The sequence below is a fragment of the Brevibacillus sp. DP1.3A genome (assembly GCF_013284245.2).
Taxonomy (GTDB): domain Bacteria; phylum Bacillota; class Bacilli; order Brevibacillales; family Brevibacillaceae; genus Brevibacillus.
Window position 1 is genome coordinate 3,560,998 of record NZ_CP085876.1, and the last position, 25,588, is coordinate 3,586,585.

26 protein-coding genes and 1 riboswitch are annotated in these 25,588 nt (G+C 47.0%); of the genes, 3 read left to right on the top strand and 23 right to left on the bottom strand.

Annotated features, from left to right (window positions below; all coding sequences use genetic code 11):
• Window positions 1–11: 11 nt before the first annotated feature.
• The gene (locus tag HP399_RS16215) at window positions 12–569 is read left to right on the top strand and encodes a helix-turn-helix domain-containing protein (protein ID WP_173617581.1); all 558 of its coding nucleotides are present in this window, start codon (window positions 12–14) and stop codon (window positions 567–569) included.
• A 61-nt stretch (window positions 570–630) separates the two neighbouring features.
• Here the strand turns inward: HP399_RS16215 and HP399_RS16220 are convergent, their stop codons facing one another.
• The 15 genes from HP399_RS16220 to HP399_RS16290 form a co-directional block, all read right to left on the bottom strand.
• Window positions 631–1,563, bottom strand: a complete 933-nt coding sequence (locus HP399_RS16220) for a D-alanine--D-alanine ligase (protein WP_173617582.1) — start codon at window positions 1,561–1,563, stop codon at window positions 631–633.
• A 44-nt stretch (window positions 1,564–1,607) separates the two neighbouring features.
• Window positions 1,608–3,098: an aminotransferase-like domain-containing protein gene (locus HP399_RS16225; RefSeq protein ID WP_173617583.1), complete on the bottom strand. Its 1,491-nt coding sequence runs from the start codon at window positions 3,096–3,098 to the stop codon at window positions 1,608–1,610.
• A 128-nt stretch (window positions 3,099–3,226) separates the two neighbouring features.
• A complete protein-coding gene (locus tag HP399_RS16230; protein ID WP_173617584.1) occupies window positions 3,227–3,481 on the bottom strand; it encodes an aspartyl-phosphate phosphatase Spo0E family protein in 255 nt (84 codons plus the stop codon).
• Window positions 3,482–3,676: 195 nt separating this feature from the next.
• A complete protein-coding gene (locus HP399_RS16235) occupies window positions 3,677–4,939 on the bottom strand; it encodes an aminopeptidase P family protein (protein ID WP_173617585.1) in 1,263 nt (420 codons plus the stop codon).
• A gap of 212 nt (window positions 4,940–5,151) precedes the next feature.
• Entirely contained in the window at window positions 5,152–6,783 is a 1,632-nt protein-coding gene (locus HP399_RS16240; protein ID WP_173617586.1) for a peptide ABC transporter substrate-binding protein, read from the bottom strand.
• Window positions 6,784–6,810: 27 nt separating this feature from the next.
• Window positions 6,811–7,767 (bottom strand): ABC transporter ATP-binding protein, encoded by a 957-nt coding sequence (locus HP399_RS16245; RefSeq protein ID WP_173617587.1) that lies wholly within the window; start codon window positions 7,765–7,767, stop codon window positions 6,811–6,813.
• On the bottom strand, window positions 7,749–8,783 hold the full coding sequence (locus HP399_RS16250; RefSeq protein WP_228088269.1) for an ABC transporter ATP-binding protein: 1,035 nt from the start codon (window positions 8,781–8,783) through the stop codon (window positions 7,749–7,751). Before HP399_RS16250 ends, HP399_RS16245 begins: the two co-directional genes overlap by 19 nt.
• Before the next feature lie 13 nt (window positions 8,784–8,796).
• Window positions 8,797–9,744, bottom strand: coding sequence for an ABC transporter permease (locus tag HP399_RS16255; RefSeq protein WP_173617589.1), 948 nt, complete (start codon window positions 9,742–9,744; stop codon window positions 8,797–8,799).
• Between the two features lie 4 nt (window positions 9,745–9,748).
• Window positions 9,749–10,681: an ABC transporter permease gene (locus HP399_RS16260; RefSeq protein WP_173617590.1), complete on the bottom strand. Its 933-nt coding sequence runs from the start codon at window positions 10,679–10,681 to the stop codon at window positions 9,749–9,751.
• A gap of 109 nt (window positions 10,682–10,790) precedes the next feature.
• Window positions 10,791–10,895, bottom strand: a riboswitch (SAM riboswitch).
• A 118-nt stretch (window positions 10,896–11,013) separates the two neighbouring features.
• Window positions 11,014–11,805 (bottom strand): sulfite exporter TauE/SafE family protein, encoded by a 792-nt coding sequence (locus HP399_RS16265; protein ID WP_173617591.1) that lies wholly within the window; start codon window positions 11,803–11,805, stop codon window positions 11,014–11,016.
• Between the two features lie 31 nt (window positions 11,806–11,836).
• Window positions 11,837–13,255 (bottom strand): MBL fold metallo-hydrolase, encoded by a 1,419-nt coding sequence (locus tag HP399_RS16270; protein WP_173617592.1) that lies wholly within the window; start codon window positions 13,253–13,255, stop codon window positions 11,837–11,839.
• A gap of 26 nt (window positions 13,256–13,281) precedes the next feature.
• Entirely contained in the window at window positions 13,282–13,824 is a 543-nt protein-coding gene (locus HP399_RS16275) for a helical membrane plugin domain-containing protein (protein ID WP_173617593.1), read from the bottom strand.
• Between the two features lie 67 nt (window positions 13,825–13,891).
• Window positions 13,892–15,091, bottom strand: a complete 1,200-nt coding sequence (locus HP399_RS16280; protein ID WP_173617981.1) for an FAD/NAD(P)-binding oxidoreductase — start codon at window positions 15,089–15,091, stop codon at window positions 13,892–13,894.
• A 132-nt stretch (window positions 15,092–15,223) separates the two neighbouring features.
• Complete coding sequence (locus HP399_RS16285; RefSeq protein ID WP_173617594.1) at window positions 15,224–15,868, bottom strand: response regulator; 645 nt, start codon at window positions 15,866–15,868, stop codon at window positions 15,224–15,226.
• Window positions 15,865–16,941, bottom strand: coding sequence for a PAS domain-containing sensor histidine kinase (locus tag HP399_RS16290; protein ID WP_228088270.1), 1,077 nt, complete (start codon window positions 16,939–16,941; stop codon window positions 15,865–15,867). The genes HP399_RS16285 and HP399_RS16290 overlap by 4 nt, the downstream gene beginning before the upstream one ends.
• 245 nt (window positions 16,942–17,186) lie before the next feature.
• Between HP399_RS16290 and HP399_RS16295 the strand changes: the two genes are divergently transcribed.
• Window positions 17,187–18,404 (top strand): MFS transporter, encoded by a 1,218-nt coding sequence (locus HP399_RS16295; RefSeq protein WP_173617595.1) that lies wholly within the window; start codon window positions 17,187–17,189, stop codon window positions 18,402–18,404.
• 23 nt (window positions 18,405–18,427) lie between these two features.
• Here the strand turns inward: HP399_RS16295 and HP399_RS16300 are convergent, their stop codons facing one another.
• The 4 genes from HP399_RS16300 to HP399_RS16315 form a co-directional block, all read right to left on the bottom strand.
• The gene (locus HP399_RS16300) at window positions 18,428–19,060 is read right to left on the bottom strand and encodes a YczE/YyaS/YitT family protein (RefSeq protein ID WP_173617596.1); all 633 of its coding nucleotides are present in this window, start codon (window positions 19,058–19,060) and stop codon (window positions 18,428–18,430) included.
• A 107-nt stretch (window positions 19,061–19,167) separates the two neighbouring features.
• Window positions 19,168–20,988, bottom strand: a complete 1,821-nt coding sequence (locus HP399_RS16305; protein WP_173617597.1) for a PAS domain S-box protein — start codon at window positions 20,986–20,988, stop codon at window positions 19,168–19,170.
• A gap of 186 nt (window positions 20,989–21,174) precedes the next feature.
• Window positions 21,175–21,744 carry a cupin domain-containing protein gene (locus HP399_RS16310; protein WP_173617598.1) on the bottom strand — a complete coding sequence of 190 codons (570 nt, stop codon included), beginning with the start codon at window positions 21,742–21,744 and terminating at the stop codon, window positions 21,175–21,177.
• Between the two features lie 99 nt (window positions 21,745–21,843).
• Entirely contained in the window at window positions 21,844–22,527 is a 684-nt protein-coding gene (locus HP399_RS16315; RefSeq protein ID WP_173617599.1) for an MOSC domain-containing protein, read from the bottom strand.
• A 103-nt stretch (window positions 22,528–22,630) separates the two neighbouring features.
• Between HP399_RS16315 and HP399_RS16320 the strand changes: the two genes are divergently transcribed.
• Window positions 22,631–23,527, top strand: a complete 897-nt coding sequence (locus HP399_RS16320) for a LysR family transcriptional regulator (protein WP_173617600.1) — start codon at window positions 22,631–22,633, stop codon at window positions 23,525–23,527.
• Window positions 23,528–23,615: 88 nt separating this feature from the next.
• On the opposite strand, the gene HP399_RS16325 is transcribed toward HP399_RS16320, so the two are convergent.
• The 4 genes from HP399_RS16325 to HP399_RS16340 form a co-directional block, all read right to left on the bottom strand.
• A complete protein-coding gene (locus HP399_RS16325; RefSeq protein WP_173617601.1) occupies window positions 23,616–24,230 on the bottom strand; it encodes a MarR family winged helix-turn-helix transcriptional regulator in 615 nt (204 codons plus the stop codon).
• 110 nt (window positions 24,231–24,340) lie between these two features.
• Window positions 24,341–24,580 (bottom strand): glutaredoxin family protein, encoded by a 240-nt coding sequence (locus tag HP399_RS16330; protein WP_173617602.1) that lies wholly within the window; start codon window positions 24,578–24,580, stop codon window positions 24,341–24,343.
• A gap of 137 nt (window positions 24,581–24,717) precedes the next feature.
• Window positions 24,718–25,110, bottom strand: coding sequence for a hypothetical protein (locus HP399_RS16335; protein ID WP_173617603.1), 393 nt, complete (start codon window positions 25,108–25,110; stop codon window positions 24,718–24,720).
• Entirely contained in the window at window positions 25,082–25,576 is a 495-nt protein-coding gene (locus HP399_RS16340) for a hypothetical protein (protein WP_173617604.1), read from the bottom strand. Before HP399_RS16340 ends, HP399_RS16335 begins: the two co-directional genes overlap by 29 nt.
• Between the last annotated feature and the right edge of the window lie 12 nt (window positions 25,577–25,588).

Genomic DNA, 25,588 nt, shown 5'->3' on the forward strand with positions numbered 1-25,588 from the left:
GAGGGTATTTAATGGAGGAATTTCAGACAAATATTGGAGAGAACATAAAGCGTATTCGGAAAGAAAGAAACTTGAGCTTGGATAAAACTTCTGAAATAACAGGAGTTAGCAAAACAATGTTAGGACAAATTGAAAGAGGCAAGTCGGCTCCAACTATCACAACCCTTTGGAAAATAGCTAGCGGGTTGCGCTTATCCTTTTCTTCACTCGTTAGTCAATACAAGCCGAATGTTACGATCGTAAAAAAGAAGGAAGTAAATCCGATTATTGAAAATAACGGACAGTATCGTGTATATCCACTGGTACCGTACAATCCAGAACAACAGTTTGAGATCTTCTTGGTAACCCTTGAACCAGGATGCGAGCATATAGCAGAACCGCATTCAACAGGGGTTGAGGAATTCATTCTCGTAAATGAAGGCACGCTAGAGGTTGTTGTCAATGAACAAGTTTATATAGTTGAGCCTGAGGATACTCTTATTTTTAAAGCAGACAGGCCTCACATTTATCGAAACAACGGAGATCGTATCGTAAAGTGTTCCGTAGTCATTCACTACTCTAGTCAATGAAAACAAAGAGAAACCCCACTACATGTAGGGTTTCTCTTCCGTTAGGTCACTAGCATAATTGCTAGTCGTTAGCAGTGTTCCCCCATTCCTGTTTCCGCTCATGGAGAGAGCTCGCAATAATACGGTCCAGCAGCTGTGTAAAAGTCATACCTGCTGCAGCTGCACTCTTTGGAAACAGGCTGTTGGCAGTCATCCCCGGTAAGGTGTTCACTTCTAGCACGTAAGGCATATCCTCACACAAAATCATATCGACCCTTGCATAGACCTTGCACTGCAGCAGTCGGTAGCTGGCGAGCGCCGCCTCGCGGACACGCTGCTGAGTAACGGAAGGAAGCTCGATCACCTTCTCCTCCGCGCCACCGTCCTCATATTTCGCTCGGTAGTCGAACCACTCTGAATGCGCGGAGCGAATGCCGATAATCGGTAGTACTTCGCCATCCAGAATTGCGCAGGTAAGCTCCGTCCCTTTCAAATAGGGCTCAATTAAGATTCCCTGATCCAAATGGCGGGCTTCCTGAACTGCTGACAGCAGCTCCTTCTCATTATGCACGAGCTGGACACCGATGCTGGATCCTCCCATGTTCGGCTTCACAATCACCGGGTAACTTAATTGCTCTACGGCCTGAGGATCATAAACGTCCTTCCAGTAAAGTCCTACAGGCGTTTGAATGCCTGCCTCCTTCAGCAGCATTTTGGACAGTTGCTTATTCATACATAGGCTACTTGCCAGGACACCGCTTCCTGTATATGGAATACCCAGTGTCTCCAGCGCTCCCTGTACCGTGCCATCCTCACCATATTGGCCATGCAGCGCCAATAGCGCGAAATCGATGCCTTCCTGCTGAATCTGAGTGATTAAATCCGCTCGCTGCGTAACGACAATGGGAACTGCCTCATAACGAGTGCGATCCAAATGATTGATCATCTCTTGACCAGTCTTCAGTGAAACCTCACGCTCAGAAGAAATACCACCCATAATAACGCCTATCTTCATGATGACACCTCATTTTTCTCAAATGGTTGTGCGGCTTGTAATCGTTATGTCTCAAGAAAGCGACGCGCTTGTTTGCCGATGATCTGAATCCCCCGCTCGATATTTTCATCCGTTACTCGTGAAAAACCAAGTCGCAAGGTATTCGTCCCTGTTCCTTCTTGAATAAAAAATTTGTCCCCCGGTGCAAAAATGACACCGTGCTCTGTGCAAGCTTCTAGCAGTTGGCGTGTATTTACCGCTATCGGAAAGGTAAGAAACAAATGCAAGCCCCCGTCGCCAGACAATTGTGCCTCGGGGAGATGTGCTTCACAGCAAGCCTTCGTCAGCTCATATTTGCGCTTATATTCCATACGGGCCTTTTTTACATATTTATCGAAATTTCCATTCAGCAAATATTGATAGAGTATCGATTGATCGATGGTTGATGTATGAATGGTTCGTGCACGCTTAATGCTTTCCAGATTATCGATTAGTGCCTTGTCTCCGAGCACCCAGCCCACTCGCAATCCAGGGAACAGTACTTTGGAGAAGCTACCTATATAGATGACTCCGTTTCCTTGCCCTGCTGTTGCGATTAATGGCGCAACATGCGCTCCCGAGTAGCGCAGCTCCTCATTGAATCCATCCTCGATCACCGGAATCTGATAGCGCATCAGTAATTTCATAACGGCACTGCGCTTCGCTGGCGACATGACAATGCCTGTCGGATTGTGATAGGAAGGAGTCAAATAGGCCAGCTCGAAGCTGTTTGTCTGCTTCTGCAATACAGCCTCGAGCTGCTCTACATCAATACCATCACTCTCCATCGGAATGCCAGTAATCTCAAATCCCTGCAGCTTTAAATTCTTGATCGCTGTATGATGAGTTGGATTTTCACAAATGGCTGCTCCACGGCGAGCAGAAGGGCGCAGTGCTGACAGTACTATGTCAAAACCTTCTGTAAACCCGCTTGTAATCAGCATATCCTTGCCGCTTACATCGACGCCCTTATTCTCCATATAACGCATCAAGTAATCGATCAGTGGCTTGTAGCCCTTGGCATACCCGTAATTGAGCAGCACTTGCCCTTCGATTGCCATCCGATCCATAAAGGCTCGCCTTACATCCCCCAGATCAAACAACTGTTCATCCGGCGCGATGCTTGTGAACGAAATAGTTTCTTTTTTGGCGCGAATGCCCTGCTTCATCATGTCCAGCTCTGCAGCGGATACAGCATATTCATTCATCCGTGCCTTCCAGTCGATCTGCCAGGAGTCGGAGCCGTCAGCTCCTCCTTTATCCGCAGCCAAATGGCCCTCCATAGCGGTAACATAGCTGCCTTTGCCGGGAATCGCATACGCAAATCCGTCATCGGCTAGGCCTTCATAGGCTGCAATCACCGAATTGCGACTCACTTTTAGCAGACTGCTCATTTCTCGTGTGGAGGGCAGCTTTTGATCCGCCTGAAGCGCGCCTTTGATTATTAAACGTTTGACGTATTCTTTCACTTGTATCGCGACTGGACGGTCACCAACAAGCTTGAAATCCTGGAACATCCTTCATCGCCCCCGTCTATAATGATGGCATGGGAGACGAGAGAAAAAAAGAACCACCGCACTGGATTTTTCATCCTTCGGTGGTTCCTCTTTTGCGATCATTTTTTAGTAGGCCGATAGTGAATCCTTCACCAGATGCTATCTGCTTTATGGGTGTTTTGTGCCATCACAATATATTTGTCCAATTGCTGGCTTACACCCAAAACTGCGTCACTAGTAAGACCATGTGTTCCTGCCAATTCAATCATTTGTTGTCGTAGTTGTTCGATGCTTGTTTCTAGATCTAAGTGATGGCGACTTGCTTCTATTCCCGCGCCCCAGATCGTGCACTTACTTTTCGGGGCACCTTCTAATTCTCTTTTCGGGGATGTTCCTAGGTGCACAGGGACGTCCCTTTCTAATGAACTTGCGAGAGCTTTTATGTTAAGCACCTCCTATTTTTACAAATTATTACATTAACAAGTATAAATGAATATGCAAGAATTCAACAACTAAGAAAAAATTGAATAGAAAAAAACATCCTATCGAAAGGATGTTTTTTTCTATAATGGATGAATCCATTCGCTCGTAAGCGTTCGCTATTCCTTTTTGCCAATCAACAATTCCACGTCTTCGATTTCCTTCGGGATCTGCGGTGAGAGCACCTCGCAGCCGTCTTCTGTTACTAACACATTATCTTCAATCCGAATGCCAATCGCTTCTTCCTCTATGTACAGACCAGGTTCAATCGTGATCACCATACCAGGTTGCAAAGCAGCACTGTAATCCGAGACATCGTGCGTATCCAGTCCAAGGTGATGAGCCACGGAATGATAGTAGTATTTGGGGAGCTCACTGCTTTCTTGGATGAGGCCGAGGCGCAGTAAGCCGTCTGTCAGGACTTGTTTCGTGACATCATTGAGTTGTGTGAGTGTGACACCAGGCTTGACTGCTTCGATGGTCTTGATTTCTGCTTCGAGCACGAGTTGATAGATCACTTTCTGACGTTCTGTAAAGCGACCATTCACGGGAAACGTTCGCGAAATATCAGCCGCATAGTAGTTCGATGTTGCACCGAGGTCAAGGAGGACCAAGTCACCATCTTCCGCACGCTGATTATTCGCTTCATAGTGCAAGACAGTAGCATTGATTCCGCTAGCGATAATAGGTAAATAAGGAAGCTCGCGAACACCATGCGACTTCAACGTGAAATCATAGTGCGCCTCTAGCTCATATTCCATGATTCCAGGACGTGCATGCGACCACATGCGCCGGATTGCTTCATCTGTGATCGCAATCGCACGTCTGATTTCTACGATCTCTGCCGGACTTTTCACCATACGCAGTTCTTTCAGCCATGGGCCCGCATCGTGAATCTGCAGGGTCCGGTATTTCTTTTGTGCGTCTTCGGCAAAAGTCTCTGCAGGAGTCTGCTCGTCGCTCCACAGATAGCGATACAAGTCAAGATAGAGCGAGTACTTGCCTTCACAGCGCCTCATAAAGGTTCCAAATGACTCCAGCCACTCATCGAGATAGTCAAAGTGTTCGATACCAGACTGCTCTTTCGCCTCTTGATCTGATAAGACGGCCCCTGTCCATTTCGCTTCCAGCTCATTTGGGCGCTGAAGAAATAACGTTTCGGTCACGATGCCAGCGCGTTTCGTAATCATGAGAATGAGGTTGCTTCGCGCAATGCCCGTTAGATAATAGAAGTTGCGGTTCGGTGAAAACGGATATTTATCGTCATTGCTGCGTGTCTTGACAACCCCTGAAAATAGGACAAGTACGCTGTGATCAGGCATTTTTTCCGCGAGTCTTTGACGGCGATTGATAAACTCTTTTGAATCCATAGTTATTGTCATTTGTAGTAGACCCCTTCATTCGTGAATTTCTTCATGGCTTGATCCAGCATAGGAAAGGCGCTCTTATCCTTTCTTCTATATTTTAGGATACTTTCATCATTTGGGAAACGAGTTTCGCAATAAACCTATTATTGCGTTCATAAAACAAAGAGCAGATGCTTTAGGCAATCTGCTCTTTGTTCTAGTAAATGACGACAGCATTTTATTAATCGTTACTCTGCCACTCTTTTCGCCCAACGCAGGTCCGGTGTCCCGGTTACACTGAAGCGGATGCCTTCGACCTTTTTGCTGTTGAGGTAGTTTTCGTTATTGAAATAAACCGGGATGACGGGCATGTCCTGCATCAAAATGGTTTCAGCGTCGTGCAGAAGCTTCATGCGTGCTTCCTCGTTTTGCTCAACCTTTGCTTTTTCGATCAGCTCGTCAAACTTCGGATTGGCCCAGTTGGTGAAGTTGCGGGAGCTTTTCCCTGTATACAGCTCCAGCATCGCGAGCGGATCGAGGTAATCGCCGCCCCAACCCATGCGGGCAATCTGGAAGTTTTTCTGCTTGAACGTATCGATGTACGTTTTCCACTCTTGATTTTCCAGCTTCACTTGCACACCCAAGTTTTGCTTGAACATTTCTTGTAGCGCTTCGGCGATCTTCTTGTGGTTTTCCGCGGTGCTGTATTTCAGTGTAATTGGCGGAAGCTCTGTCCAGCCTTCTTCCTTCAAACCTTCAGCCAGGAACTGCTTCGCCTTAGCCGGATCAAACTGATAGTAAGGCGCTACTTCTTCTCGGAAGTCCTTGCCCGAAGGAGTTTTTACCCCAAATGGTGTATAACCGTACGCCGGGAGCTGGCCTCCCTTGGTCACGTTTTTCGTCAGGATGTCCCGATCGATCGCGTAGGAAAAGGCCTGACGAATTTTCGCATTAGTGAATGGCTTTTCCTCTACGTTGAACGTGTACGTATAAATGCTGTAGTCCGGGAATGATTTGTACTCTTCTTTTTCTTTTTCTTGCTCAATTACGTCGATCGGCAGGGAGTCAATCAGGTCGAGCGCTCCTGTTTTGAACATCTGGTAGTAGGTAGTTGCTTCGTTGACCATCTTGAAGTGGACGGTTTCCATCGTTACCTTTTCTTTCTCCCAGTAGCTCTGACTTTTGGCGATTGTCAGTTGACTGTTGTGGTCCCAGCTCTCCACGGTGTACGGGCCATTGGTCACGATGCCTTTCGCTTCGGCCGCCCAGTTTTTGTCTGCATCCACGACTTTTTTGTTCACCGGCAAATAGGCGCGACTCATCATGATTTTCGGGAAATAGGTGATCGGGTCTTTCAATCCGACGATGAGTGTGCGGTCATCCTTTGCCTTAATCTGAACGTCATCCACGCTACCTTTGCCCGTGTTGTATGCCTCCGCGCCTTGTATGTAGTAGAGTGCGGATGGTTCATAGGCGGCAGTCTGCGGATTCAGCACGCGTTTCCATGAGTATTCGTAGTCATGCGCCGTCAAGGGATCGCCGTTCGACCATTTCATCTCGGGGCGCAGGGTAAACGTGTAGGTTTTTCCGTCCGGGGAGACTTCCACCTTTTCTGTTGCCCCTTCGCTGATGTCTCCATTTTGGCTGTATCGGTACAATCCTTCGTACAGATGGTCAATCACCCAGTACGAGGTGGTATCGGAAGCGAATGCCGGATCTAAAGTGTACGGTTCGCCCCGCAGGTTAGCGGTAATGACTTGTTTGACGGCTGCTCCCGTCTGTTGATCGGAAGACGTAGCCGGTTTATCGCTGCCGCACGCAGAAAGCGCAGGTACAGCGAGCGCCAGCAATGCGGCAAAAGCGAGCAATCCCTTTTTCATTATGATTTCCTCCTTGTTCTCCTCTGTCTACTGTACAAGATGGCAAGCGATCCAGTGTCCGTCCCTCACCTCCTTCCAATCCGGCGCTGTTCTGGCGCAAACGCCTTGGGCAACCGGACATCTGGTGCGAAACGGGCAACCGCTTGGCGGATGAATCGGGCTGGGCGGTTCTCCGGTCAGTACAATCTGCTCCCGCTCTTCGCGCTGGGCAGGATGGGAGATCGGCATAGCCGAGATCAACGCCTGCGTGTACGGATGTAGCGGCGTGGCAAACAACTCCTCGCTCGGGGCAAGCTCCATCATCTGCCCCAGATACATCACACCAATCCGGTCGCTGATGTGCTTCACCATCGACAGATCATGGGCGATAAACAAATAGGTGATGGACCGCTCTGCCTGAAGATCGGCTAAAAGATTGACGATTTGCGCCTGAATGGACACATCTAGTGCGGAGATGGACTCGTCTGCCACGATAAAGCTGGGCTCCACCGCAAGCGCACGGGCGATTCCGATCCGTTGTCGCTGGCCGCCGCTGAATTCATGCGGAAAGCGTTTTGCGTGGCTTGGGTGCAATCCTACTAGCTCCAGCAGCCGATAGATGCGTTCTTCTCGCTCTTTTCCTTTTGCCAAACCATAGGAGTCGATTCCTTCGGCGATGATGTCGCCCACCCGTAAACGCGGATTGAGTGAGGCCTGCGGATCCTGGAAGATCAGCTGCATGTGGCGGTTTGCTTCCCATCGCTCACGTCTATCCATCGTGGCGATGTCTTTGCCTTGAAACAGAATGCGACCCGCAGTAGCCGGGTACAGGCCCACGATCGTCCTGCCCAGCGTAGACTTGCCGCAGCCGCTTTCCCCAACGATTCCGAGCGTCTCCCCTCGCCTGATTTCAAAAGAGACTCGGTCAACAGCTCTAACCCGTTGGCCTCCGCCAATCTCAAACGATTTAGCGAGATTCTCCACCCCTACAATGTTGTCAACCATGTGTCTCCCTCCCTGCTACCATCCACGCTTCTGCTCTTTTGGGCACGCGGGTCGTTCAGCCAGCAGCTCGCCTCATGCTGATTAAAAAACGAATTCGATTGCGGCATATGCTCTACGCAAATTTCCATGGCAAATCGGCAACGTGCAGCGAACGGGCAACCGGCAGGCGGACGAAACAGATCCGGTGGTGTCCCTTCGATGGGGATCAGCCGCTCTTTTTTACCTGCTTCGAGACGTGGCACAGACTGCAACAGTCCTTGTGTGTATGGGTGGCGCGGGTTGTCAAAGATTTCTCCAACCGGGCCGCTCTCCACCACTACGCCTGCGTACATTACCGCGACATGATCGGCCACCTCTGCGACGACGCCCAAATCGTGTGTGATCAAAATGACCGAGGTGTTCAACTGCTCTTGCAACTCTTTCATCAGACGAAGGATCTGCGCCTGAATGGTCACGTCGAGCGCTGTCGTCGGCTCGTCGGCGATAACCAACTGCGGTTGGCAAGCAAGCGCCATGGCGATACCGACACGCTGCCGCATACCTCCGCTTAGCTCATGCGGATATTGTTCAAATCGTCTCGCCGCCTCCGAAATGCCTACCCTCTCCAGCAGTTTCAACGTCTCTTCCTTTGCTTCCGTCTTCGTCTGCTTAAGATGTTTGATTAGCCCTTCCGCAATCTGCTGACCGATTTTCATCGTGGGGTTCAGTGAGGTCATCGGGTCCTGAAAGATCATACCGATCTGCGAGCCACGAACCTGCTGCCATTCCAGCTTCGGCAGCCCCGTCAGTTCACGCCCGCGAAACCGAATGCTACCGCCTTTTACCTGACCGGATCGCGGAGGAATCATCCCCATCAATGCTCGAGCAGTCACACTTTTTCCACAGCCGCTTTCCCCGACAATCGCCAGCGTCTCTCCCTCCTTCACAGAAAAGGAAACCCCTCTTACCGCCTGCACCTCTCCACCGTACGTGCGAAAGGAGACGCGCAGCTGATCTACTTCCAACAATGGTTTCACGATGTACTCCCCCTCATTTCCTGATCCGCGGGTCCAGTGCGTCCTGCAAACCATCCCCGAGCGCGTTGCACGCGAACATGGTAAGGGAAATCATGAATCCCGGAAAAAACAGCCGCCACCACTGTCCGCTCAGCATAACCGCTAGCGCGTCGTTGGCCATGGTTCCCCAGCTGGCGGTTGGCGCTTGCACACCCAGCCCAAGAAAGCTGAGAAACGATTCGGCAAAAATCGCATGCGGTATCGTAAAGGTCAGGTTGACGATGATGACGCCGATCGTATTCGGCAGCAGATGTTTGATGATAATTTTGGCATGAGAGGTACCCAACTTTTCTGCAGCCAGCACAAACTCCTGACGCTTGATCTGCATGATTTGTCCTCTGACCAGGCGGGCCATTCCGACCCACCCAGTTAGTGAAAGGGCAATAATGATCGTAGTGAGACCAGGCTCCAGAACCACCATCAGCAGGATTACCACCAGCAGATACGGAATGCTGTACAGAATTTCAGCCAATCGCATCAGGATGTTGTCCACACGGTCGCCCAGCTTGTTCCTCCCTGCCATGTAACCGGAAATCCCGCCGACGCATACACCGATCACTAGGTCGATAGCAGCTGCCGCCACACCAATAAACAAAGAGATTTGACCGCCTACCCAGGTACGTGCCCACATGTCCCGACCCAAGTCATCCGTTCCAAACCAATGCTCGTCCGACAGCGGCAGATTACCCTTCGTCAATGACTGTTCATGCGGGCTGTGGGGAACGAGAATCGGACCGATGATCGAGAGGGTTACCACTGCCATGAGCAGGAAGAACCCGAGCATTGCCAGCTTGTTGCGGCACACCCGCTGCAATACCTCCTGCCAATATCCGAGACTGGGACGTTTCCGAATTTCTTCGGATAGCCTGTTTCGGTCTACTGGTCGAAACAGGCTATCCAGTTGTGTTGCCTGATTGGCCATAACGCTACTTCCCTCCACTCGTCAATCTGATGCGCGGGTCAATCACCCGATACAGTAGGTCGATGATGTACAAAGTAAAAATGAGCACAAAGCTGTAAAACACTGTCGTTCCCAAAATAACGGGATAATCGCGGTTAAAAATACTTTCCACGAAGTATTTGCCGAGCCCGGGAATGGCGAAAATCTTTTCCACCACAAAGGTTCCCGTCATCAGGTTGGCAAACAGCGGACCGATAAAGGTAAGAACCGGTAGGATGGCATTACGCATCCCGTGTCTAACGACAATAGAAAAGGTGCCAAGCCCTTTCGCCTCCGCTGTGTTTATGTATTCCTGTTGCCAAACCTCAAGCATGCTGGCTCGTACGAAACGGGCGATAATGGCGAGCGGACCGATAGCGAGCGCAAGCGTTGGAAGTATCGAATGCTCCCAACTCCCCCACGCAGCAACGGGCAGAAGCTCCCATTTGACCGCCATGTACTTGATCAAAAGTGGCGCCAGAATAAAACTGGGGACGGAGATCCCAATGATGGCTGCAAACATAGACAAGAAATCCAAGGTTCGATTGTGATAGAGTGCCGCTACGATTCCCAGTGTGATTCCACCTGCCAGTGCGACAATAAACGACTGGAGTCCCAGAACAGCCGATGCGGGGAATCCCTCTGCAATCAGCGTGTTCACATCCCTCGTCTTGGACTGGATAGAGGGCCCCAAGTCAAATTGCAGCAATCCTTTCAGATAGAGCAGGTACTGTACCGTGATTGGCTGATCCAGGTTGTACTCCGCCCGCATGTTCTTTACCACTTCTTCTGGAAGCATTTTGGCGTCAGACGCGAACGGGTCACCCGGAATCAGGTGCATGGTCACAAACGTTACCGTGACAATAATCCAAAGGGTAACGATCATGAGAAAGCCACGCTTGACCGAATAATGAAGCACGTTGTTTCCTCCTTCACATAATACAAAGTAAAAAGATATGAATACTATGAATTATAAATATAGAAAACCCCTCTCCGAAAAGAAGAGGGGCAATTACACGGTTCCCACCTTCTCATCTCGCAGAATAACTCCGCAGGAATTGGCACCGTAAGGTCAATCAGACCAAGGTTGCCGGGTTTCATCGGGCCAGTCCCTCCACCACTCTAGATAAGAATGTTCTATGAAATTTAATTTCATCGTAAAATTCTTTTTTATCTTATCATTTTACTCGGATATGTCAATCCTGTTCAATGACAATTGATTTTTCTTTATTATTTTGGAAAAGCAAATCTTCATACACGTATGAATATAAGGATGTCAGCCCAAATCTTAATCGTGGTGGCTAGGATCAACAAGGCCAGAATGGTTTGGAGAACCCGTGTATCCAAACGTTTGCTGACCTTCGTACCGAGCGGCGCTGCCATGATACTGGCGATTACCATGATCACGGATGGCCACAGTAATATGTCCCCCGCCATCCATTTCCCTGCAGTCGAACCGATGGAAGAAAGAAAGGTAATGGCAAGAGATGAAGCAATCGTAACTCTTGTCGGGATCTTGAGGATGATCAACATGATGGGAACCAAAATAAAAGCGCCAGCTGCCCCGACAATTCCGGAGGCGCCTCCGACAATCAAAGCGGATAATACGGCTGTTGGTTTATGAAAGATAACCTCGTACTGTTCACGTTCGTCCATTCGCTTTTTTGGCAGGAACATCAAGATTACAGCAATGGTGGCCAGGATGGCGTAAACGATATTGATGGCTTCTGCCGATAGATATTTTCCTCCATACCCTCCAAGCAAGCTTCCTACGATAATGGCACTTCCCATGTACAGAACGAGCTGGTAGTGAATAAGCTTATCTTTTCGCAGAGTCCAAACAGCAGCTAGGGTGGCAAAAAATACTTGGATTGCACTTATTCCGGATACTTCGTGAGCTGTGTAAGCAACGAATCCAAGGGCGGGCGGAATGTACAGAAGCATCGGATACTTGATGATGGAGCCCCCGATTCCGACGAGACCAGAAATAAATGATCCCGCGAAACCGATAACAAACAGTGTGATCACAAGGTCGATAGTCATACGCTCACCCTTTGCAACACCTCGATTCGTTTTACCCTCGTTCTACGACTGCCAAGCCGTCTTTTTGCCATTTCAAGATTCCGCCGCTCAAATTCATTACATCCTTGAATCCATTTGCCTGAAGAATGCTTGCGCCAATAGCGGATCGGGCACCGGAACGGCACTGTACGAGAAGAGGCTTATCGTGAGGAATCTCATCCAGCCGCATGGCGAGCGTACCGAGCATGATGTGCTGTGCATCCGGAATGTGTCCTTCCTTCCACTCAGTCAGATTACGTACATCTACTACGTGAACCTCTCCCTTTCCCACCCGTTCTGCAATCTCCAACGGTGTTACCTCTTCGATTGTCTCGAGCGAAGACACTTCACTTTCCATCAGCTTGCCGCTGTCGATAAAGCCTGTAACATGATCAATCCCTACGGAATGCAAGGCCTGCAAAATCTCGTTCAGCTCATCTGGGGTAGTCATGACATGAACCGGACGATCGTAATCGACGATCCAGCCCACCCAGTTGGCGAATGACTTGTTAAAAGGAATGTGAAGTGTTCCCTCCAGATGCCCCTTCGCAAAATTCTGGAAAGGACGCGTATCGATAATCTGTCCGTTTTCCAGCGATTCCTTTACCTGTTCAAACGAGTTGAACTCTTGAACAACAGGGAGTTCGTTAAGCAAGGCAGGACCTTCCTTATTCACTCGTTTCATCACTGCAAAATACGTTGGTGGCTCTGGTTGTCCATCCAGGAGTGCCTTGACGAATTCCTCTTCACTGGAGTGTGTCATCGCCCAGTTAAAGAGCTTTTCATAACCGACGGTAGAAGACGGCACGGCCCCCAGTGCTTTGCCGCAAGCACTTCCTGCGCCATGAGCTGGCCATACCTGCATATAATCCGGCAGTTGCTTGAATTTTTGGAGGGACTGGAACATGGCTCTTGCACCTGACTCGGACGTACCCTTCATTCCCGCCGCTTTTTCGAGCAAGTCCGGTCTGCCGATATCGCCGACAAAGACAAAATCTCCCGTAAAGATCCCGATGGGGCGATCTGCATTCCCTCCGAGGTCTGTCAAAAGGAAGGAGATGCTTTCGGGTGTATGGCCAGGCGTATGCATAACTTCAAATAGCAAGTTCCCGATAAAAAAGCGATCCCCATCGTGGACAAGCTGATGGTTCAAACCTTCCAAGTATTGATATTTCCAATCTTCATCGCCCTCATTGGATAAAAACAGCTTCGCCTGATAGGCTGCGCCCAGTTCCCTGGCACCAGACACAAAATCAGCGTGAATGTGGGTTTCCGTTGCGGCTACAATGGTAACTCCCTCTGCTTTAGCGACTTGAAAATAAGGAGCCAGATTGCGGGCGGGATCGATCACAATCGCCTCCCCGGTTTTTTGGCAGCCAACCAGATAAGATGCATGGGCCAGTTTTTCATCATAAAAGTAACGCAACAACATGATACATTCCTCCTTTAACACGTCTGTTATTTGTTTGATTTTTCCGCGAGTACTTCGAGCAGCGATTGGGTAAAGCGAAGTGTCTTTTGGACGGTGGGATCTTTCATGAGCTTGTAAAGCGTGAACACGGAAACGGGTTCGCTTTTATGTTCGGCTCGTACTTTTGCTTCCTGGAAGACAGCCACTCCATGCTCCACTTGTGCGGACACAGGAGCGATGTACGCCTTCATACCGTTTAGCAAGTATTGTTGCGATTGCTTATCCTCTCCAAGGCTTTCCAAAAAATCAGCAGCTTGTTCGAGAACGCTGACATATTTAACGAGCTTTGGCATCTTATCAAGCAAAGTAAACAGGGCATCTACCGATTCTTTTTCCACAAAGAAACGGGACAGATGACCATCTACGCGCTCAAACAAATACCGTAGTGATTCCTGATCGCGTAAGATCGATGTGGCTACTTCAAGTCCCTCTTCGACTGCAAGGACGGTATCTTTTATCTTCGGGAGCTTTCGGATCAATATGGTGATTGCTTCCTGAACTTCTGGATCAGACAAATCCTCTAAAAACATGTCAGAGCTTCTCTGTTCCTTCCTGGCGTTCGAAATGTTGCTCTCCCCCCTTTCTTTCAAGACTGCCTTACATCAATCCTTTAAGCATGCCATTCCAATAAAGGATGGGAAGCAGTTCTCTTTTCATCAAGTACATACTGAATCTCTCTTCAGATTGGTCAAAAGGAAAGGTTTCACACGGCGTCAGATTGTAATCAAATTCGGCCAGCACCAGTTTGTTGTACCCTGTTACGAGCGGGCAGGATGTATAACCGTCATACTTGGCAACCAATGGATTACCATTGATCAGCGCGAGGAGGTTTTTCTCGACGACAGGCGCCTGTTTGCGAATAGCAGCTCCGGTTTTGGACGTGGGAAGATTCGTGCAATCGCCTATGCTGAAAATAGTGGGAAATCTTTTGTGCGCAAGCGTAAATGGATCGACATCGAGCCAGCCTCCTGTGTCTGCCAATGCGCTGTTTGCAATGAAATCAGGTGCTTTCATGGGAGGGGTCACATGAAGCATGTCATACTTCCATACTACCTGCTCTTTCGTGTCCAGATTCTCGAATACGGCTTCTTTGGAATCCGCTCGCACTTCCATTAGATTATGCTTGTATCTGGTTTCGATGTTCTTGCGACGAATGACGTTATTGAGGGTATTGGCATACGTAGGAACGTCAAAAATACTTCCCTTCGCCGATGCAAAAATGATCTCTGACTGGTTGCGCACATGTAACTTACGAAAGTAATCATCAGCCAGATACATGATTTTCTGAGGGGCTCCACCGCACTTTACGGGTGAATTCGGGTGAGTAAAAATGGCAGTGCCGCCTTTAAAGCTCCGGATCGCTTCCCATGTACTTTCTACTGTTTGGTAAGCGTAGTTGCTGCAAACGCCGTTCTTGCCGACGGCATCCCTCAGGCCCTTTACCCTCTCCCAATCTATTTGCAAACCAGCAGCAACAACGAGGTAGTCATAGGAAAAGATGGTTCCTTGCTTCGTACTGAGCGTGTGTTGTTCCGGCTGAAACATGGTGACCGCATCGCAAATCCAGTCGACGCCTGCGGGAATCAGAGAGGAGAGGTCGCGCTCGGATTCCTCCTTTTTCGCGGCACCACCTCCGACTAATGTCCACAAAGGCTGATAATAATGCTTGGACGCGGGATCGATGATGGCGACTTGTCCCTTGAGCCTTTTGGAAGCCCGGACGATACGGGCAGCAACAGAGATACCGGCTGAGCCTGCTCCCACGATAACAACCGTATAATGAGCTTGTTTTGCCATAGTTCCTCCTTCGACGACGATATGGTTTCCAATCGTACGATGATGGTTCATGAGGTGTAGTCTCTCTATTCAGTTTATTCCTCTGATATTTTTTCCATATAGGGGAAGTCCCCTACTTTTTGATCTATGCGATTAAAATGCCAGATCGAGATATTTATTTTTAATGGCGTATTGGATCAATTGATGCTTGGAATCCAGTCTTAGTTTCTGCATGATATTCGTTTTGTGGTTCTCCACGGTTTTGACGCTGATCAACAGCTTATCTGCCATTTCCTTATTCGTATAGCCAAGCACAATGAGTCTGACAAGCTCCTTTTCACGTAGCGTTAAAACAGAAGGCATCGTTTTGGCATCCGATTTCAGCCATAGATTGATGATCTCTTGCGATACGGAAGTCTTGTAAAAGCGCTTACCTCTGTAGACTTCCGCAATGGCTTGAAACAGCAACTCGCCATGGCTGTTTTTTAAAATATACCCATGAGCTCCGACGGTAATAGCCTTCTGGACAAAAATCTCCTCGTCATGCATGGTCAATATGACAATTTTCACGAAAGGATTCGACTTGCGAATCTCATTGCTCGCTGTAAACCCATCCAGCCCATTGGGCAATGACAAATCCATCAGCACTACATCGGGTTCCAGCTGATTCGCTTTAAGGATAGCATCGTTGCCTGTATGACTCTCTCCGACAATTTTTATTTGAGAGTAACTTTCGAGAAGCACACGCAATCCCTTCCGAATCATCGTGTGATCATCAACCAAAAGCACTCGTATCACTCTGCTCTCCCTCCTTCTCCCACTACCGTTACCTTGATCGATGTACCTTCGTGGAGCACAGATTGAATCTGAAGAATTCCCTCCATCTGATCCACTCGCTCTTCCATATGTTTGAGACCCAGACCGACCTGAACCTGATCGCGAACAAATCCGATTCCGTTGTCCTGAATCAGCAAAGTCAGTTGGTCCTCTTCGTTGTACAAGATGACTTCAATGAGTGTCGCCTTCGCGTATTTTAGTGCATTATGTAAGGCTTCTTGGATGACACGGTACAGATTAATTTCCAAGATTGGCTGAAAATGATCGCTGACATTGCTGTAAGAAAAGGTAATGGAAACATCCTGATGTGCTTTGTTCAAGCTAGAAACAAGATGCCGAACCGTAGGAATCAGCCCCAGTTGATCGAGACTATGCGGACGTAGCTGAAGTGAATAGAGCTTGACGTCTTGCATCGCTTTTTCCAACTCATTCACGATCTCTTGCATGAATTCCCGGAATTGTCCTTCTTGGTTGAGACGCGTTTGAATCGCTTGAATACCAACCGAAACGGAATACAAGGACTGTCCTACGCCGTCGTGCAGCTCCTGGGCCAGACGCTTATGTTCGTTTTCCTGGGCTTCTAGCGTTTTTTGCAGCACCTGCTTGGAGATTCTGACCTCCTCTTCTTTTTTCTTGACCGTCATATCTTTCAAGACCAGAAGTACATCCTGCATGTTTTGTTCGCCATTTTCATAGATGACAGCCGTGCTCATTTCCATGTCAACGTACCGTCCTTCATACGTGGGCATCGCAGAAAGAAAATAGGGAACCTCCCGTTTGGCGAGCAAATAACATCGTTCTTCTCCCTCTTCCAGCTCTCTGCTCTGGCAGTAGGAGCAGAACGGCACCTTTTCTCCTCGCTTCCAACCGGTCATTTTTTCTGCGGATGGATTCATCACCATAATTTTTCGTTCCTGATCCATGAGAATAATCCCGTCCTGCAAGTGGTCGAAGATTTGCTTCAGATAACCGTTATCCATCACCTTCCCTTCATCTCCATAGCATTCAAAATAAGTTGGACTTTGATCCATCATTGGTCCTCCAAGCTACAAGTTTTGTTTTTATCTAATCGTAAGAGACAGGGGGAGTGTTTCAAATAGGTACCTTCCCCTATCTTAGTGGGTTTCTGACACAATACGAATGCCAGATGGATGATTGAAGGTTCGCTTGATAACGAATAAAGCGTAAAAATAATGCCTTGACTTAACAAAGTAGAACAGGTAATCTTTACCCGCACCACAAACGGGATTTTATAATGCAGAAAGGTTGTATTGACTTCATGGAGTTATCTCACACTACTACCAAGAAACAGACCAAAAAGGAAAAGTCTTCTATCTCTTTGCTCTCTCTTACAGTGGGCTCTTTTTGCATTGGGATGACGGAATTTGTCATTATGGGTCTACTGCCGAATGTTGCAGAGGATTTAGATGTTAGTATCTCTTCTGCGGGTCAACTCATTACCATGTATGCTCTAGGGGTAGCCATCGGTGCACCGATACTGACAGTCCTCACCCACCGAATTCCCCAAAAGAAGCTACTCTGTCTACTAATGGTTCTATTTATTCTCGGGAACGGAATCTCTGTTTTTGCTCCCAACTACGAAATACTGATGGGGGCACGCCTGATCACCGCTTTGACACACGGGACATTCTTTGGAGTTGGGGCTGTTGTAGCCTCTAGTCTTGTAAGTCCTGACAAACGTGCCGCAGCCGTTTCCATTATGATGGCCGGCCTGACGATCGCCAATATTATTGGTGTACCTTTGGGGACTTTCATCGGTCAACACATGGGGTGGCGAGCCTCATTTGGCACTATAGCAATCATGGGAGTAATAGCACTGATCGGAATACTCGTTTTCGTCCCAAACATGCGGCAAAAAAACACCGGAAGTATCACTGGGCAAATTACCGCTCTTCTCAAGCCCAAGCTCCTTCTGTACCTCCTGATCGGAGCACTGGGCAATGCGGGTCTATTCACCGTATTTACGTATATTGCGCCTCTGTTGACGCAAATTACCGGTTTTGCTGAGTATCATGTAACGTGGATTCTTGTCCTCTTTGGCTGTGGAGTGACCATCGGCAATATCGTGGGCGGAAAGCTTGCGGATTGGAAGCTGATGCCATCCATACTCGGACTTTACTTTACTATTTGCATCATTCTCACGCTCTTTACGTTTACCCTGTACAGTCCAATAGCTGCCGTATTGACCATTTTTCTATGGGGCGCTGCTTCTTTCGCTGTATTTCCAGGGCTGCAAGTGCGTGTGATGAATCTCGCACAGAATGCGCCAGCGCTTGCTTCTACCTCCAGTCATTCTGCCGGAAATCTAGGAAATGCAGCTGGTGCTTTCATTGGCGGATGGGTTATTACTCATCTTCATATTACCTCTCTCCCATGGGTCGGCGCTATGCTCGTAGCACTGGGTCTGATTTTAGGAATCGCATCCTATATGGCTGAACGCAAGCAGCAACAAAGTGAAAAAGGGTACTCAATTTGAGCACCCTTTTTCTTTTGCGCTGTTTAAGCCGTTCCGTACGGTTTTGCCAGGATTCGCTCCCACATCGGAATAAACTGCTTGATCAGCGGTCCGATCGCAAGGGCCGTCACAAAGGTTCCCACAGAAACGGGTCCACCAAGCAACAAGCCCAACACCATGACCGTGCACTCTATACCGATCCTAACTTTACCGATGCCCCATCCCATTCGCTCATGCAGAGCTAACATAAAACTATCACGTGGACCGGCTCCCAATCGCGGTGAAATATACATACCCGTGCCGACCGTATAGATGAGCAATCCGACAACGAACAAAATGGCTCGTTCTATAACGGTTTCTCCTGTAGGAATCCAGTTCAGCCACATGAATAAGTCAATAAACAGTCCGAAGAAAAACATGTTTAAAAACATACCCACGTTAGGCCGGATCTTGCCAATGATGTAGGAAGCGAGAATGATCATGGCTCCCACGATTTGCGACCATATGCCGATGGTCAGTCCAAATGTTTTCTGTAATCCGATATGCAATGTATCCCACGGCGCAACACCTAAATGCGCCTCAATCATCATACCAATGCCAAACGCCATAACCGCCAGTCCGATCATAAACACACTGTATCGAACTGCAAGCGGATGAAGCTGTAACTTCCTCCACATGATTTTCTCCCCCTCTAATAATTCTGGCTTTTTCAGCACACGTAGGTGGGGATTTGGTGAATGTTACCTTATTGCCAACGATTTGAGTATTCATTAGGATCACCTTCCTAATTCGAAATGGGCAACATGATTTCCACGATGGTACCCTTGTTAACCTCACTTGAGATGGTGATGGTGCCTTGATGGTCTTTGATTATTTTATTGCTGATAAGTAAACCTAAGCCTGTTCCTTTTTCTTTCGTGGTATAAAAAGGTTCACCAAGCCTAGGCAGCAGCTCTTGGGAAATACCACAACCATTATCGGTAAAACGAATCAGCACTTGGTTATTATGAAGGCATGTGGTTTCTATGCTGATTTCGCCATTCGCCGTGATAGCATCCAGGGAATTCTTCAATATATTGATAAAGACTTGTTTTACATGATTTTCTTCTCCTTTAATCGCTATCGGTATATGGCTGAATATGGTGTTGATCGAAATGTTGTTGAGATTCGCTTCTGATTCGAGAAACTTTACCACACTTTCAATGAGAGGATGTAAAAGAATCCGCTTCACATTCAGAGTTTGCGGTTTGGCCAATACAAGCAGCTCACTCACGATAAAGTTGATGCGATCTAGCTCGGACAACATAATGTCTGTAAAAATGACGCCCTCCGATAGCGTTGGCCGCAAGTACTGGATAAAGCCTTTCAATGACGTAAGAGGATTCCTTATTTCATGCGCGATACTTGCAGCCAATTCACCGATTACGGACAGCTTCTCTGTTCTGCGGAGAAGTTCTTCGTTCTGCTTCCTCTCCGTAATATCACGTGTAACGTTGATAAAGTATTGACTTTCGCCATCCGAGCTGAAAAAAGGCATTCCTTTTGATTCGAGGTAGATCCATTTCTCGTTTTCCACTTTGTATCGATACTCACATGTAATAGGTATATCGAATTGAAGCATAGTGGAAAATCGCTCAAAGACGAGTGATGCATCTTCTGGATGAATGTTTTCAATGATAATTTGGTTCGTACCTAATTTCTTCAGATGTGAAGGTGAACCATACGATACGTGACCGTTCTTATCAATCACGGATATGAAGTCTGCTGTGTGTTCGGCAATGAATCTATACTGTTCCTCGCTCTTGCGCAAAGCTTCTTCAGACTGTTTTCGCTCGGTGATACTGCGTGAAACGAATAGAAAGCTATCAACCTCTTTGTTCTCAGACATGATCGGAACACAACGCGACTCCCAGTACACCCACGATCCATTTTTATGGCGTATTCTGATCTCCATTTGTACATTTTGGGGATTCGTGGAGAGTAAGGAACGCAGGTCTTTCACGATTTTCACATCATCGGGGTGAATGAGATCAAAACTATTCGTTTGCAGAAATTCATCCGGTGTGTATCCCAAATGGTGCTCGATAGAAGGAGATACAAAAAGATTATTCATGTGTACATCATGTTGACAAATAACATCGCTTGTATTTTCTACGAGGATACGGTACTTTGCCTCGCTTGTCATGAGAGCCTCTTCCGCCATTTTGCGGTCCGTAATATCTCTTGCGATGACGGAAGTGCCTATGATCGTTCCTTCTGTATCTCTTATAGGGGAAGCTGTTAGACCAACCTGCACGATCTGGCCATTTTTTCGTTGACGCACGGTCTCATATCCCGTAATATTTTTCCCTTCATATTTAACCTCGTGGAAAATTTCCTTTGTCTCGTCAATAAGATCTTCAGGTACGAGACAGTACGGGTCATTCCGGAGGTCTTGATACGTCCAACCATAGATTTTTTCAAAAGCACTATTCACAAAAAGTATTTTACCCTGCATGTCCCTAACTGAAATCGCGTCCGTAGTCGTTTCAACAAGTGACTGAAGCAGCTCTTTCATGTTGAACTGTTCTTGTCTAAGGTCGATTCTCTGAGCTTCTTTATCCATAGGTTTATACCTTCCTTAAACGAAGATTGTGAATAATGATAATATTCTATGCTTGTTGAAAATATCCTTGGGAAAATATCTATCCCACTAAAAAAATCCCGCCCCTTAAAAAGGAGCGGCATAACTTCCCCTATTTTTTTTAGTCACTCCCTCGATGTCCGGCACCATTTCCTATCAACTCGATTCTTATTGAGTGCTTTGCTCAGAAGCCATGGCACTGGCTTTCGTCTCATGAACGGTGCCAAAAGGATGATGAGGTGGCGCGTAGATGGAATATACTTTAAGCGGCGTATTACCCGTATTGATAACATTGTGCCATTTGCCCGCAGGGACCATGATGGCATCGTTATCATTTACTCTTTGTTCAAAATCTAAATGATCTTGTCGATCCCCCATCCGAACAAGTCCTTGGCCTTCTTCCACTCGGATGAATTGATCCGTATCCGGATGATTTTCTAAACCGATGTCGTCTCCAACATTTATACTCATTAGCGTCACCTGCAAGTGCTTCCCTGTCCATAATGCCGTACGGAATGTGTTGTTTTGCTTTGTGGCTTGCTCAATATTCACGACAAATGGCTTTGGTCCATAATCTCTCAATTCGATGGTATTCTGATCACGATTCCAGTATCGATTTCCATTCGCATGGCTCCAGCTGTAATAATGAGGACTCCACCCATAGTGAAAATGGTTGTTATTCCATCCGGCAAGCACAGGATAATACCATTGATAGTAATGGTAAGAATTGTTGTACATCTCAATCTCCTCTCCAGTGTAAAGGATTTACCCTTTAGCCTATGTGGCTACCTGATGTCAGGTAACTATTCTGAAGAGCAAATATTTACATACCTGTAGCTATGATTGGTTGCCTGTCAGCCTTTCGCGCGTATCAATTTCTATGCCGGATAATCGTTTGGTAAAGGTCGCTCGCCAATTGGAGGACAGCTCGTCTACTTCCAACAGCTTTTTCATGCCGTCGATATTCTCTTTTTCTTGATGCATGATTCGGTTTGCATAAGAGACCGTTATCGCTTTTGGATGACATGAGAGTCTTATCAATCCATCCGTATAAGATACAAGCCCTTCTTTTAGCACGCGAAAATAAAAGCCAGTATAGCCGGTCTCTTGGACCCTAACCAACATTTCGGGCACACCGTAACGCACGGATAATTTATAACAAGGCTGTCTCGGTTGACTGACCTGTACGATCGCTCCCCCTAGCTGAAAGGTATCGCCGATGCATACGTCCGTCTCAACTAATCCCCGAATCGTCAGATTTTCTCCGAAGGCACCGATTGCCAGCTCTCTCTGTAATTCAGCTTCCCAGAATGGGTAGTGTTCATACGGATAGACGCATACGGCCTTCTCCTTGCCCCCATGGTGGACCAGATCTGCCTGTCCATCTCCCTCGAAATTCAAAAAGGATAGATATAGAGCTTTTGTTGCAGGGCTTTTGAAAATGCTGGTAGAAACCTCTTTGTTTTGATACTGTACTTGTTTGGGTTTACCTACATTCAGTGAAATGATTTCGATATCCACAAGCGATCACCTCATTCTTTTATTCATACAAATCCATAATGGTTTGTTCTATAATGATAGGAAAAACCTATTGTTCGATCATAAATCGCCGGAGGGATAGTCGTTGGAGCTCAAGCAATTAGAATACTTTATGGCACTGTGCCAAGAGTTGAATTTTACTCGCGCAGCCGAGAAATTGGGCATTGCGCAGCCTTCACTCAGTCAGCAAATCCGCCTGCTTGAGCATGAAATCGGTATGCCCTTGTTTGATCGCGTCGGCAAACGAACGGTTATGACGGAAGCAGGAAAAACATTGCTTCACCATAGCTATAATGTGTTTCATGAGTTGTCACAGGCACGTGCAGCGATTAGTGAGCTGCAAGGCTTAAGCAGAGGCGCATTAAAAATTGGCGTACTGCTGACAGTTGTCAATTACTTGCTCCCGCCTACTGTTATCGAGTTTCACCAGCGTTATCCGAAGGTTGAATTGTCTATTTTTGGGTTGAGAACCGGTGATATTTATGAAGGTCTTCTGAAAAACGAACTCGATCTCGGCATTGTTTTTTTGCCTATGGAGCATGACGATCTAGAAACCATTCCGCTCTATACAGAAAATCTGGCCCTAGGCGTACCTGTGGATCATCCGATCGCAAAGGAACCGTTTGTTTCGCTTGCGATTTTGAAAGAAACCCCCTCCATTTTATTGCCCAACACGTACTTTTTGCGTCAGTTGATTGATGAAAAGTGTCAGGAGCTGGGCTTCGCGCCACAGCCTGTTTTGGAGATGACCACAATGGAATCGATTACGAATATGGTCGGGCAAGGTGTTGGTGTCACGGTACTTTCGAAAGGCTACCTCGACTATATCGATGATAAACGGATTCGAACGATTCCGATCCAACAGCCCACTATCACGGCGCAAATCGGTATCGTTTACCGGAAAAACAAGTATTTGTGTGCAGCAAGCCGAGTCTTTATGGAGCAGTTAATTGCCACGGTAAAACACGATGATGTTCGATGATGCCAGAGTCAAGATCAGTTTATGACGAGGCAAATCATTGTTCAATAGCAGCGTTGTTATCATTTCGATAGGTATTGCCTATCATTATTTAGTTATTCCCAGTGGAAATATGCTCGGGGCATTCTTTCAAGGATGCTTCATGCGTGAGGTACTTTTCAATGAACGCGCAATAATGAGGTGTATGGGAATCACCTGTATTCGACCGAAAATGAATGCAGCCTAGACAGGGCTCCGCTACAACGAGATGACCACGTCTTTGCATCGCTGTTATCACGGAGCTGAGCCCGATCTCGAAATCTTCCAGTATGTCATCCGGAATAGAATGAAGGGCTTCCTCCAGTGTGTACCCCCATTTTTCAAGGCTCGATGCTGCTTCTTTTCCCTTTGCAGTCAATTGAAGCAGCGTCACTCGTCGATCTTCTTTTTTAGGTACTTTCGTCATGTGTCCTTTCGTTACGAGTCCATTGATGATCTTAACAGCTGTCACATGCGTCGTTCCGATTGCCTTGGCAAAGTTACCAATGGAAGCCACGTCGCTTCTCGTATACAAAGCGAACAGTAACGCCTGAATTTGTACGGGTGACAGTCCCTGTTCATCACTCTCTGCCTGGGTCACCTTTTTAATCGCTTGGGACATTCGAAATAGAGCCATCATGATACGAGCTGAGCGATTTTCCTTACGTTGTTGGGGATCAAACATCATGATCGTATCTTACCTTCCCTGTTCCATTCTTCTATCCATTGTAAATGGAAACATGGTCGTGTAAAAGCATAGGAAAAAGGAGGCGCCTCAAAAGCACCTCCTTTTCTCATTTAGCCGTTTTTCACATCTTCCAAGCTTGCACCAAAGTTAATGTGGTAGACGTTCCCGCCAATCACGAGAGCAGGAACTGATTGAATACCAGCCTTCTCTGCATCCTCAAGGCGATTCCGCTCTGTACCAAGGTGGACAATTTCAATATCGATTTTTGTTTGATCCAGGTAATCAAGGACGACTTGCTCCGCATCTACACATACTGGGCACCCTGCATGATAAAAAATGGCTTTTAACATTTGAAATCAGCTCCTATCGATTTTATGTAGCATTGCTACGTATTTGATTATAGGAGTGACCATCTTTTGGAACAATTACAAATTGCCTATGATTATCATAGGGAATCACGATGATTGAACATATTAGTGGAATTGTATTATATATCTTTCACTCTTACATTATACGAATACATTGCAGTTGCCCTATCTTCTACAAAAAGTATGGCTTTATAGTAGCCTGCCATTGTCATAGTAATGGACAAGTCCGCCCAAGTGTCTACACCTGGTACTTGGTCTTTTTGACGTTGGTTGTACACATGCATCTTTCCAGTATAAGCAACTAGATCTTCCTCGTCGTAGACATTAATACCAATGTTGATCATTTCATCCGATTGGATATTTTGTAATTTCACAAAGAATGACAGCTTAGACACAAAAGGCAGAGTTTCCACAGTGAGTGTATTCAGAACCCTCCCTAATTGTAAGGCTTTTGTTCCATCTTCCATTTGCACCATATGTACGTTATCCAGCATTAATAGTTGTGCTTCCATTATCGTGATCTCCCCGTTCATGGAATGTCCATTTTCCTTGTCTCTGAATATTGCCCGTGCAATCCACGTTTATAAAATATGGATACATGCTAATCCCTAAATATTTCATGATGGCTTGCTCTTCGTCATAGAGTACTTTAGCCTTATCGCTAACTTTTTTTGAAAGAAGATGCGCTTTCCATTTTGGAGCATGGTAGATCACATACAAGGGAGTAGCTCCGATTGAAGAACTTACTTGTTCTATATAATCGATATTATTTCGATCGGTAAAAGTTAGAAACAAATACGTCGCTTCTACATTGAACACTGGTTGCATCTGTATATTCGGCTCGTTTATGAAACCCATTTTCTGCAAATGAAGAACATTCTCTCTTTTTAGTATGAGAAGTTGACGAACGATCATAATATTGGAGATGGTTAGCGCTAAAATTACTAACCAAATTATCAGTTCTGTAATTTCAAACAATTGGCTCCCTCA